At 44.8% G+C, this 14,399-nt stretch carries 3 protein-coding genes; all 3 read left to right on the top strand.

All coding sequences use genetic code 11. From position 1 onward, the window contains the following. Positions 1-76 precede the first annotated feature (76 nt). Positions 77-9,754, top strand: a complete 9,678-nt coding sequence (locus tag IH597_04235) for an HYR domain-containing protein (protein MBE0661657.1) — start codon at positions 77-79, stop codon at positions 9,752-9,754. Between the two features lie 596 nt (positions 9,755-10,350). Continuing rightward, on the top strand, positions 10,351-11,451 hold the full coding sequence (locus IH597_04240; GenBank protein MBE0661658.1) for a hypothetical protein: 1,101 nt from the start codon (positions 10,351-10,353) through the stop codon (positions 11,449-11,451). Positions 11,452-13,448: 1,997 nt separating this feature from the next. After that, positions 13,449-13,664: a hypothetical protein gene (locus IH597_04245; GenBank protein ID MBE0661659.1), complete on the top strand. Its 216-nt coding sequence runs from the start codon at positions 13,449-13,451 to the stop codon at positions 13,662-13,664. Positions 13,665-14,399 lie beyond the last annotated feature (735 nt).

Raw genomic sequence — 14,399 nt, forward strand, 5'->3', positions numbered from 1 at the left:
TCATCAGAAGAGGCATGCTTGCATTAGGAAACCAAAAGTGTACAATTTTTTATTGTACCAGTAATGTTACCCCTTTATGTTAAGGGGCATTACCATACAAGGCCATCGGCCAATGGGTAGTCCGCAAACCGCGGCTCTTTTTTTCATTTTTACAACTCTCCTGTTTCTTTTACCTGCCTGGTTTAACCCAGTATTTGCGCAAGCTTCACTAAGCATTTCAAAAAGTGCGTCACCAGAGCCAGTGTACACAGGCAATACACTTACCTACACAATTATCATTGTTAATTCCGGGGTTTCTCCGGCTTTTGAGGTTACAGTACATGATACAATTACGGCTTTAAGCAACCCTGAATATCGCTTAACAAGTTCAGGAGCCTGGTATGCATGGCCAGGGTCTTATAATTTTGGCACCATTCCACACTCAGCTCCCAACACACGAACCGTATACATCCGTGGCCAGGTTGCACTCAACCAGTGCACTAATATAACAAATACTGCCTGGGTTTCTCATGAGTTTACCACTAATATGATAGCAGCCTCAGTAGAAAGTACCGTCCTTGACAATCAGCTGCCAGCGATCAACTGCCCCACCGATATTACAATTCCAACATCAGGACTTGATTGTTATGGTTCTCCTACAATTGTCCCAGCCATTGCAACTGATAATTGCAGCATCGCATCTATTGCCGGGGTAAGAAGTGATGGCTTTGTCTTGTCCGATCCTTACCCGGTTGGATATACCTATATAACCTGGACAGCAACCGATCTTTCCGGAAACATAAGTAATTGTATACAAACTATTGAAGTTCTTGATGAAGAATTTCCAGTCATTGATTGCCCTGACGATATTATTACGGATACCAATAATGGTTTATGCGCTGCAACAGTTACTACACCCAATCCGGTTTTTTCTGATAATTGTGAGATTGTTAGCCTGAGATGGCAGCTCACTGGTGCTACCGTTGGAGCATCTCCGGCAACCGGGATAAACTACCTTGGCACAATTAATTTTAATCCCGGGCAGACTATCGTGACTTACAGTGTTGAAGACGGATCGGGAAATGAAAGCATTTGTACTTTTTCTGTAACAGTTGAAGACAATGTGGACCCTATTATCAACTGCCCTAATAACCAAATTGTAAATGTGGGCCCGGGGATATGTACCTACACACATTTAAATAATAGCTGGAATGCCACCGGGTCCGATAATTGCACAATAGAATCAATAATTTATGAACTCAATGGTGCCACAACCGGATCGGGTACAACACTCAATGGTATAACCTTCGGCTTAGGCATCACAACAGTAACATGGACTATCACCGATAGTAATGATAACTCTGCACAATGTTCTTTTACTATCACGGTTCTGGATAACCAAAATCCAATTATTGTATGCAGTGGGAACCAATTTGCAACAACAGATAATGGTGTTTGTACTTACACGCACAGTGGAACTGCCTGGGATGCCATTGGATCAGACAATTGCACGAACGTTTCAATTGTCTATACCCTTAGCGATGCCACCACCGGAACCGGCTCGTCACTTGATGGCGTAACCTTCAACATAGGGCTCACAAACGTAAACTGGACGGTTACAGATTTAAGCGGCAACTCTGTGCAATGCAACCGCACAATAACAGTAACTGACAATGAAAATCCTATTATCAATTGCCAGGGCAACCAGTCTGCCAGCACCGATCCCGGAACATGTACCTACATCCATAGCGGCACAGCATGGAATGCCACTGGCAGCGACAATTGTAGTGTTAGCTCTATTTACTATACGCTCACAGGTGCTACAACCGGCACAGGGACCACGCTTCACGGCGTTACATTTAATTCCGGGAACACCACTACTATATGGACAATAACAGATGGCAATGGCAACACCGCCCAATGCAGCCACACCATTACAATAACCGACACAGAAGTTCCTGTAATTATCTGTGCCGGAAACCAGGTTGTAAACACTGATCCAGGAGTTTGCACATACACCCACAGCGGTACAAGCTGGAACGCAACCGGAACTGACAATTGCAATATCGCATTAATCACATATTCCCTCAGCGGAGCAACCACTGGCACAGGCACAACGTTGAATGGTGTAGCATTTAACATAGGCATTACCACAATTACATGGACGATTACTGATGGTGCTGGTAATACTGCTCAATGCAATCACATAATCACTGTTACGGATGCTGAAAATCCAGTCATTAGTTGTACTGGTAATCATACAGTGAGCACAAATCCCGGTACATGTTCTTACACCCACAATGGTACCACCTGGAATGCCACCGGAACAGACAACTGTAATGTGAGTTCCATTACTTATATACTGTCAGGCGCCACAACAGGAACTGGCACCACCCTCAATGGTTTAACCTTCAACCTGGGAACCACAACAGCAACCTGGACAATTATTGATGGGAATGGCAATAATGCGGCATGCAGTCATACCATCACAGTTGAGGACAATCAAAACCCAACGATTACTTGTGCCGGCAACCAGAGTGCAGACACTGATCCTGGCGTCTGCGCTTACACCCACAGCGGCACGGCCTGGGATGCCAGCGGATCAGACAACTGCAGTGTGAGCAGCATCACCTTTACTTTAACCGGAGCTACCACAGGTTCGGGAACCACCCTTAACGGCATCACCTTCAACCTTGGCACCACTACCGCTACCTGGATCATTACCGACGGCAATGGCAATACTACACAATGCAGCCACACCATCATGGTAACGGACAACGAAGACCCTATAATTAACTGTCCAGACAATCAATCTGTGGGTTCTGATCCCTCGGTTTGCATTTATACTCATAGCGATACAGCGTGGAATGCCAGCGGATCAGACAATTGTAGTGTGAGCAGTATCACTTACACCTTGAGCGGTGCCACTACCGGAGCAGGAACCACTCTTGGTGGAGTAACATTTAATTTGGGAACCACCACTGCAACCTGGACCATCACCGATGGAAGCGGCAACACCGCACAATGCAGTCATACCATCACGGTAACCGACAATGAAAATCCTCTTATTAACTGTGCTGGCAATCAGTCTGTAAGTTCTGATCCCGGAGATTGCACCTACACGCATAACGGCACAACATGGAATGCTACCGGATCCGACAATTGCAGTGTAAGCAGCATCACCTACACCTTGAGTGGGTCCACCACAGGAACAGGAACCACTCTTGGTGGAGTAACATTTAATTTGGGAGCCACCACTGCAACATGGACCATCACAGATGGCAGCGGCAACACTGCTCAATGCAGCCATACGATCACGGTAACAGACAATGAAAACCCAATAATTAACTGTGCCAGCAACCAGACTGTTAATACCGATCCCGGAACTTGTAGCTATACCCACATTGGTACGAACTGGGATGCAACAGGATCAGATAATTGCACAATCGCATCAATCACATTTTCACTTAGCGGGGCTACAACAGGCACTGGGATATCGCTCAATGGATTGACTTTCAACCTTGGCACAACTACTGCTACATGGACCATCACCGATGGAAACGGCAACACTGCCCAATGCAGCCATACCATCACAGTAGAAGACAATGAGAATCCCACCATCACTTGTGCTGGCAACCAGACCGTAAACACCGATCCTGGAACCTGTAGTTGTACCCATAGTGGTACAAACTGGGATCCAACAGGTTCAGATAACTGCATAATCGCATCAATTGCCTTTATATTAAGTGGAGCTACAACCGGCACCGGAACAACTCTTAATGGTTCAACCTTCAATATTGGCACAACAACAGCTACATGGACAATTACCGATGGAAACGGTAACACTGCCACATGCAGTCATACAATTACAGTTGAGGATGCCGAAAACCCTACCATCAATTGTCAAGGCAACCAGTCAGTGAATGCTGATCCGGGCACTTGTACCTACACACATAACGGCACAAACTGGGATGCAACCGGTTCGGACAACTGCAACGTTAATAGCATCAGCTACACCCTTTCCGGCGCTACAACAGGTAACGGCAATTCCCTAAATGGTGTAACATTCAACCTGGGCGTCACTACTGCCACCTGGATTATCACGGATGACAATGGCAACACGGCAACATGCAGCCATACCATCACCGTTGAAGATAATGAAAACCCAACGATCATTTGTGCAGGAAATCAAACCACAGACACCGATCCCGGCACATGTACCTATACCCACAGCGGAACTACATGGGATGCTACCGGATCAGACAACTGCGGTGTGAGCAGTATCAATTATACTCTTACTGGAGTAACAGCCGGTACCGGCACTTCACTTAACGGAGTAAGCTTCGACCTTGGAACCACGACGGCCTCCTGGACCATCACTGATGGAAATGGTAACACTGCAATTTGTAGCTTTACGATCACCATAGAAGACAATGAAAACCCCACTATAATTTGTACCGGCAACCAAACTGTAAATACCGATTCGGGAACCGACACCTACACTCACAACGGAACAGGCTGGAACGCCACCGGATCAGACAATTGCAGCGTAAGCTCCATTACTTACACGCTCTCAGGAGCTACTACCGGAACCGGCACCACGCTGAACGGCGTCACATTCAACCTGGGAATTACCACCATAACTTGGATAATCACCGATGGAAGTGGTAACACAACAAGCTGCAGCCATACCATAACAGTAGAAGATAACGAAATCCCTACGATCAGCTGCATAGGAAATCAAATTAGAAACACCAATCCAGGGACATGTACCTATACACATAACGGTACAGACTGGGATGCCAGCGGATCAGACAACAATGGAGTTCTCTCCATTATATATGTATTATCAGGTGCGACCACCGGCACGGGCACTTCTCTAAACGGTGTTACCTTCAATCTGGGCATAACCACGGCTACCTGGACTATCACCGATAACAGCGGCAACACAGCAAGCTGCAGCTACACTATCACGGTAGAAGACAATGAAGCTCCCACGATCTTATGTGCCGGAGATCAGGCTACAGATACTGATCCGGGAACATGCACCTATACTAACTACGGTACAGGCTGGAATGCCAGCGGATCAGATAATTGCGGAGTAAACTCCATTACCTACACCCTCTCCGGCGCCACCAGCGGCAATGGCACTACACTTAATGTTGTGACCTTCAACCTGGGTACGACTTTAGCTACCTGGACCATCACCGATAACAGTGGCAACACTGCAACTTGCAGCCATACTATTATTGTAGAAGATGATGAAGCCCCCACGATTTCCTGTGCCGGCAACCAAACTGTTGATACTGATCCGGGAACCTGCACATACACTCAGAATGGTACTGTCTGGAATGCCACCGGAACAGACAACTGTAGTATCAACTCAATCACGTATGCGCTTACCGGCGCTACCGCAGGTACCGGCACATCCCTCGCCGGAGTTACATTTAACCCGGGCGTAACCACGATCACCTGGACTATCACCGATGGCAGTGGAAATACAACCGTATGCAGCCATACCGTTACCGTGGCAGATAATGAAGATCCTATTATTAATTGTATAGGGAACCAAACAGTCAATACCGATCCTGGAGTTTGTACCTATACTCACAACGGTGCAGGCTGGAATGCAACAGGAACAGACAATTGCACTGTGAGTTCGATTGTCTATGTGTTAACAGGCGTCACCACTGGCACAGGTATCACATTGTCAGGCGTGATCTTTAACCTTGGCATTACCACTGTTACTTGGACAATTACCGATGGCAGCGGCAACACTGCTTTATGCAGTTATACAGTAACGGTTGAAGACAACGAACTTCCAACTATTAATTGTGTAAGCGACCAAACAGTAAGCGCTGATGCAGGAGTGTGTTTTTACACACATTATGGAACAGGATGGAATGCTACCGGCGGAGACAACTGTAGTTCCACTTCATTTGCTTACCAGTTAAGTGGTGCCACTACCGGATCAGGTTCAAACTTAAATGGAATTGCCTTTAATCTCGGAGTTACCATAGTTAGCTGGGAGGTTACTGATGGATTTGGTAATTCAATGGATTGCCAGTTTAATGTTCTTGTAGAAGATAACGAAGACCCTATTATCGTATGCCCCTCCGATATTACAGTATATATTGAGGACAATAGCGAAGATTATCTCTATGGTCTCAGGGGGAATGGTTCATCGGATTTTTTAAGGTATGATTTTACATCTGATACCTGGGCAACTATAAGTTCGACACCAGCAGTGGTGAATGGCGGAGGCTCTTTGCTTAAGGTTGGCAGTGAATTCTATGTCTTTGGAGGAAATGGAGCAAACAATTTCTGGAAATATGATATTGCCAACGACACATGGACCACACTACAAAACACTCCCAATGCAGTAAATAACGGCGGTTCATTGGTGTATACCGGCGGCAATTTTATTTATGCATTCAGAGGGGGAGGTTCTAATAACTTTTGGAGATATACCATCAGTACAAATGTATGGACCTCAATGTCTAATGCTCCATCTGCAGTAAACAGGGGCGGGGCACTGGCATATACCGGCGGGGACTTCATATATGCCTTCAGGGGTGCAAATACAAATAATTTCTGGAGATACAATATAATTAGTGATAACTGGGAGCCTAATTCTGTCCAGAACGCACCTGGCAATGTTCTGGGCGGTGGTTCGCTGGTTTACACAGGCGACAACTATATTTATGCGCTTAGAGGGAATGGGCAGACTACTTTCTGGAGATATGACATTGAAGCCAATACCTGGGGCATCAGGCAAAATACGCCGCAAACAGTAAGTGATGGTGGATCACTTGCTTTCGATGGGGAGTCAATCTATGCATTCAGAGGCAATAACAGCAGCGCATCCTGGCGCTATGATCTTGGCTCGAATGCCTGGCAAACACTTGCAAACACTCCGGGAAATGTCCGTTATGGAGGATCACTGGCTTTTGTTCAAGCCACTCCCTATGAAGGTTGTGAGTATGAGCTGTCGCCCGGTGAACTGGGTTTGCCTTCAACAGATGACAACTGTCCTCCGGTTGCGAGTGTGACCAACGATGCACCTGCAATCCTGCCGGCAGGGGTTACTCCGGTTACATGGACAGTAACAGACCAATCGGGCAATACTTCAACCTGCATCCAAAATGTCTCGGTTGTGGATCTGATCCCCCCGCAATTGCATGGCATACCTGCAGACACACTTTATCTGTGCCAGCCATTGCCACCACCCCCAGTTATTGGAGTTGATATTTATGCCACCGACAACTGTGATACCGACGTTGCTATAACCTATTCACAATATAGCACGCAGGTGTTTGATGGGAGCTGTGCATCGGTTATTTACCAGATTTTCAGAACATGGGTAGCAACTGATGATTTCGGAAATACTGACACTGCGGTGCAGGTTATTGATATCCTTTGCGAATGCTGCACAAATGGAATTGACGATACTGGCAATGGTTTAATAGATGAAGAAGATCCTTATTGCCCATGCAGCGCCCCTCAATTCAAGATACAGTGCGAAATTACCAATTACTATTTTGTACCCACTATATGGCAAATGAATCCCAACTATGATGGAAATCCAAACCTTTATACAAACCCTTCAAGTTTTGTGTTGACATCTCCTTTCGGTACTGCTAATGTTAATGTGAGAACCGGAGACGGAACCACCTACAATCAAAACTTTCAGGTAACACAAGGCGAGGCGGTTGAAGTTCCTTTAAACTGGAATCTTGTGCAAACACCAAATTACAACGTTGCGGAGCTCAACAGAGGCTTTGTGATTGAATCCGACTTACTCATACAGGTCATTTATCGCCTTGAAGCAACCAATAATAAAAACCTAATTACCATTAAAGGAGAGCAGGCTTTGGGCAGAAGGTTCCGGACCGGCAGCCAATCCAATGTTTGCGGTACACCCAATACTCAAAAACGTGAGAACCATTATATCTCAGTAATGGCTATTGAAGACAATACTCAGGTTACCTTCACCTTCACTGCTGCTATGAAAGGTTTACCCCAGGTACACACAGTTACGCTTAATGCATTCCAAACCTACCTTGTAATTGATAACGATAATAACCAAACCGTTACCGGAACACTCATAGTTTCCACCAAGGATATTGCAGTTATAAGCGGCAATCAACATTCAGCAAGAACATGCTATTCTGGTCAGGATGGCAGAGATGGTGATGGCGACCAATTGGTCTCTTCCTGTGTGGTTGGTACTGACTATGTTGTGTTCAGAGGGATAGACTCTTACAACCCCAGTAATTCAAACTATGCGGTAATAACACCGGTAGCTGCTGCGACGCAGGTATTTATAAATGGCAGTGCCACACCGGTTGCAACATTGGATCCAGGCGAATATTATACTTACAATATGCCAGGCCCCAATGGTTCGAACCATTACATACGCACCAGCCATGAATCATATTGCTATCAATACGGTAGCGTGCAAAGTAATGGCGAAATAGGAATGGCTATAGCTGCACCTATTTATGGCTGTAATGGCGATAAATACATTGAGTTTTTGAAATTCCCCAATTCCACAACCAACACTTTAACCATTGTTATTTTAAATGAAGGGCTTTCCTCCCTCAGATTAAACGATGTTCATTATTCTGCCTATACTACTGCCAATGCAATTCCTGGCCTGCCCACCCACAAAACAGTTACATTTAGCAACAATGTTTTAGCGAACTACAATGTTGTTGAGTCAGACGAGTACTTCCATGCGGCTCAGTTTGTTGGCAATGTTGCAGGGGGAACTTTCGGCTATCTTACAAGTTTCAAAGACAAGGTTGATGTTTTCCATCCCGAAACTTTGCAGCCTACCGTTCAGTATTTTGTAGACACAATCTGCGGTGGGGTAACGTATGAGCACTGCCTTACCGCACATAGTTGCGCCGGCGACCATTACATCAGCAATATCATCCAGGGTAACAATACCGGTGGATTGGCCATTTATCCGAACAGTGTTTGCTTTGCATACACAGGGTTGATGGGATTTCATGGCGTGGATAGCATTGTTGTGATGGTATCCGATCAGCTTGGGTTTACCCAGCCTGTTTGCTTGTCATTTTATGTTTGCGGCTTACCACCTGTTTTGATCCCACCCCCGGGTTTAGCCATTGACTATGCGTGCCATGAGGATGTTGCTGAACCTTTTAGCACCCTGGATGAGTTTCTTGCTGCAGGCGGTTTGGCCTATACCATCTGCGATACAATGGTAGTTGAAACTTTTGCCTTTGCGGGTGAAGTTAGCGATAGTGAAACCTGTCCGGAAACTATCACCCGAACCTACCAGATTGAAAATGAATGCGGCCATATTGGCACCTGTGAACAGATTATTGTGGTTCACGATACAATTCCCCCAACTTTCTCTTTGCCTGCTGATACTATCTATTGCGTTGAAGACTTGATAGATGCCTTATACAACCCAGATGGTATTTATCCGATAGATGACCTTACTTATCCGCGTCCCGATTATTACCTGCACCTGCCTGGAAACACAATACTCGACCTTATAAACTTGGATGATAATTGTACAGATCCGGAGGACCTGATCATTGAATGGCAGATTGATTTCGAAGATAACGGATCAATTGATGAAACCGGAACCGGCCAGTTGAGTGAACCGCCACCAATATATTTCCCCTTGGGCATTAACACAATACACTTTACAGTGACCGATGAATGTGGCAACTCCAACAGCCAGACACTGATCATGGTGGTACGGCCACGGCCTGATATTGAGGATGATTTTTGAAACAAGAAACAAGAAACTAAGAGACAAGAACCAAGATTAAAAACCAAAGTCCAAAATTCAAAGACACAAGGGATGAGGTGACGAAGAGACGAAAGGACGAGGGACGAGAGACGAAGAGACGAAGGACGAAGGGACGAGGGACGAAGAGACATAGCAACAAGAAGAAAGCAAAAACAAACCATCAACCAGCAACCAGCAACCAGTAACAAGTAACCCGTAACCAGCAACACCAAAGTAACCCAGAACCTTGAACCTTGAACTTCGAACCTTGAACAGAATATTTCAACCGAGTAGTAACAAAACGAGACGCCTATGAAACAAAACGCAAGCAGCCTTTTAAAATCAAGTATTAACTAAAATGAATGCCTAGGAACATTCACGGGTTTTAACTAACCCAACTGATCTCACAAAACCGGGTTTTTACGGGCCTGGCAGCGTATACAAAAATGGGTTTTACGGACCCAGTACTGAGGAATAATTTTTAAACATTAATTAATGCAAGCTTTATCTATCACAAATTCACAATTTTCGCCAGGGGGCGACTCCTGGCTCAATCACACAAATTCACAAATTCTAATTCTTAAAAATTTACAATTATGAAAAAGCAAATTTTAATTCTTATCATTGCGCTGTTCACTTTAGGTTTATCCAATGCTGTTGCGCAGGTAGTTCTCACTCCTACCCCTCTTGGAGACTGTATTGACCTTGATGACCCACTGAATGTGGTTCCAGGTCAGGAATATACCTATAAGGTCAATGTGCCAACGCCTCCAGGTCCACATACCTATCATTGGTTCGTAACCCAGGAAACTGAGTTCATAGAAAATGGAGGTGGTATCATCGCCGCTATTGAACCAAACGATGGTTCCAGTCCGGTACTTGCCTCTGGTCAGGTGCATTATGACACTCAATCCAGTATTGATTCCATCAATCTTGAATGGTACAGCTTCATCCTGGATCCAGGTGAATATGTATTTGTTGGAATCTTTGTTGAAGATGTAAACGGCTGCTCAAATAACTTAAAAGTTTATCGTATCAGGCCTGTTCATGCATTTACACTTGATATTGCCAACGTTAATTTTGTAGGCAATACAATTGGCGGTGCTGATTTTGCACAGTGTGTTTCTGATATTGAGTCGGCAATCTTTGATCCCGATTTCGGAACCGATGGAGGTATCGTTTATGATTTTGGTGAGAATACCCTTTATTATGTGATTGCTGCAGCATATTTTTCAACCGGATATCAACTGCAAGCAATTTTTGACGGTTTGGCAGATGCAACACCCAGTGGTTCATTAGGCCAAACTGCCATGATTTATTGGGATTATACGCTGGCTGGTTTGACTGCAAATCCAAACGGACAAGCAATTACTAATGGTGCAACTATAACTGTTGGCAATGTAAACGCCCAGGATAGCCCGGTTGGAGCAGCCGGTGAAATGATATTCATCAAGATTGTAATTAGCAACAATCATTATGAATTAACTACCGATACCGATTACGAATTGGCTATTGATGGTGTTTTGCTGGATGAAGGTGGCAATTTATTGAACCCTGCAACGTATGGAGATATTCATTATGCGAATTGCGTTGTAGATGGTTTTGACAATGATCTTGTCAACCAGGTGATCACAGCCAGACCTACTATCAACTCAGTATCACCTGTACCTCCAGGATATCTGCCAATCGCCCCCTAATCTGCTGGTATAAACTACCGGTAACTTAAAATGCTTTTTCATACACGGGAAAAGTCGGCTCTGTGCATTGAGGAGTGCACATAGCCGGCTTCCAAACCCGGGTATTGAAAGGAGAATTGAACTTATTCAGCGAATTGAGGAGCGCTGGCTATGGTTTAATTCATGATGATCGCTTATTGAATACATCCCGGGTTAACAGGATTAGCTCCTGCCTTGTATATCAGGCAGCATCCGGTGTATGAAAAGCTTAACGATGGTTGCTGGTAAATTAAATTACCATGCAGCTCAAGGGCAGGCATAAACGACGACGAACGCCTTCATGGATTCCCATGAGGCTGTGAGGCTACCCGAATAAGACGGGATTGCATGGCTGTGCCCTGCCCCGGGCTGAAGGAAATGTTTAACGCCACTTGTGGCACTAAACCCTTCAGAATTATGGAGTACACGTACTTACGATACGTCACATCAATTACTGTGAAGCTGACAGCTTCTCGGGTACAGGATAACTGTATCCCCTGTCCTGGCTTCTTGTGTCGTAACGGTCACTATATCAAACCGCCCAATACTTTGCTTAACAGCAGTCTCTTTGGGCATAAGATCATTTTGCAAACCAATTCCTTTAGGATGTGACCAGGTTTCAATGTACATAACAACAACACTGTGGTGCGAACAGATCATCGCCTGCGATGCCGTGCAAGGCCGCCTAACCAATGTGGCAGCCCCGATGGTTCGCAAGGTAAACCACCTCCCCTGACCGGGTACTGGCGTAGCCATATCATGTCCAGGGTAAAACCCGCCGGTGCGGGTAATGGGAGAGGTATATCTGGGAGTTTACAGTGGTTCCGAACCTGAAGAAGGTAGGAACATAGCAAAAAAGCTGAAGATTATGCCACGGAACAAATTAAATTTCAAATGTTTCGATCAACTGGCAGGAGTCATGATTTCTGATTTGGAACCTGGATTTTATGAATGGTTGCATACGATTATTTATCCATCAAACCAACCAGCGAGGTGGAAGCAAACATAAGAACTGAACAACAATGAATGACGGCTAGTAAATATAAATGGGTCAAGCACTACAATACCTGCCGTGTCGCGGACGGCCTCCATGTACAATGGACCACTGCGACCGGGGTAAAGCAACAGTCCTGACCGGGCATAGGAAGAAGTATGTCTTGAGTTGGGCAAAGTCCTCAAAAAGGGCTAACGGGAGAGGCATGCCCAGTGCAGTTAGCAGTAGCGGTGGCAGTAGGCGAGGGACGAGGTGACGAAGGGGAGAAAAGGCGAAGGGGAGAAAGTGAGAAAGTGAGAAGGGTGAAGTGAAGAATAGGAGAAAGGGAGAGAGGAAAGAAGAGACATGCAATAAAAACCAAGAAACAAGAACGGGACGAGGGACGAAGAGAAGAAGGGGAGAAAAGGCGATGGGGAGAAAGGGAGAAAGAGAGAAGGGTGAAGAGACGAAGGGTGAAGAGACGAAGAAACTAGTAACTAGCAACCAGTAACCCGTAATAAGAGACAAGAGACAAGAGACAAGAATCAAGAAACAAAACAAAAAACACTAGCAACCAGCAACAAAGTATGACAACCGAATGACAATTGTATGACCCAAATCAAGCATCCATCAACCATCAACCTGTAAAAAGAAACAAGCAACAAACTTTAAAACATGACGAAACTTAAACTATACATATTTCTCAGAATTTGAATTAGTGATTGTGATGCCTGCTGCAGCCGGTTTTTCTGTAACTCCTCATTACAGTAAAACTGGCAGCAGAGAAAGGCAGAACGGAAGAGATAAGAGACAAGAATCAAGAGACAAGACAAAAAACACTTGAAACCAGCAACAAAGTATGACAACCGAATGACAATTGTATGACCCAAATCAAGCATCCATCAACCATCAACCTGTAAAAAGAAACAAGCAACAACTATTGAAACATGACGAAACTTAAACTATACATATTTTCTCAGAATTTGAATTTGAATTAGTGATTGTGATGCCTGCTGCAGCCGGTTTTGCTGTAACTCCTCATTACAGTAAAACTGGCAGCAGAAAAAGGCAGAGCGGAAGAAGCAAGAGACAAGAGACAAGAACGGGACGAGGGATGAGGGACGAAGAGAAGAAGGGGAGAAAAGGCGATGGGGAGAAAGGGAGAAAGAGAGAAAGAGAGAAGGGTGAAGAGACGAAGAAACTAGTAACTAGCAACCAGTAACCCGTAATAAGAGACAAGAGACAAGAATCAAGAAACAAAACAAAAAACACTAGCAACCAGCAACAAAGTATGACAACCGAATGACAATTGTATGACCCAAATCAAGCAACCAGCAACCAGTAACCAGCAACTTGAAACAAACAACAACCATTAAAACATGAAGAAACGTAAACTAAACATAATTTCTCAGAATTTGAATTTGAATTAGTGATTGTGATGCCTGCTGCAGCCGGTTTTTCTGTAACTCCTCATTACATTAAAACTGGCAGCAGAAAAAGGCAGAGTGGAAGAAGCAAGAGACAAGAATCAAGAAACAAGAAACAAGAAAAAAACACTAGCAACCAGCAACAAAGTATAACAACCGAATGACAATTGTATAACCCACATCAAGCATCCATCAACCTGTAAAAAGAAACAAGTAACCAGTAACCAGCAACATGAAACGTGAAACCAGCAACAACCTTTAAAAGATGACGAAACGTAAACTAAACATATTTTCTCAGAATTTGAATTTGAATTAGTGATTGTGATGCCTGCTGCAGCCGGTTTTGCTGTAACTCCTCATTACAGTAAAACTGGCAGCAGAAAAAGGCAGAGCGGAAGAAGCAAGAGACAAGAGACAAGAAATGGGGACGAGGGGCGAGGGACGAAGAGAAGAAGGGGAGAAAGGGCGAAGGGGAGAAAGGGAGAAAGAGAAAAGGACGAAGGCACGAAGAGAAGAAGAAATCAGTAACC

The organism is Bacteroidales bacterium, assembly GCA_014860575.1.
Classification (GTDB): Bacteria; Bacteroidota; Bacteroidia; order Bacteroidales; family JAAYJT01; genus JAAYJT01.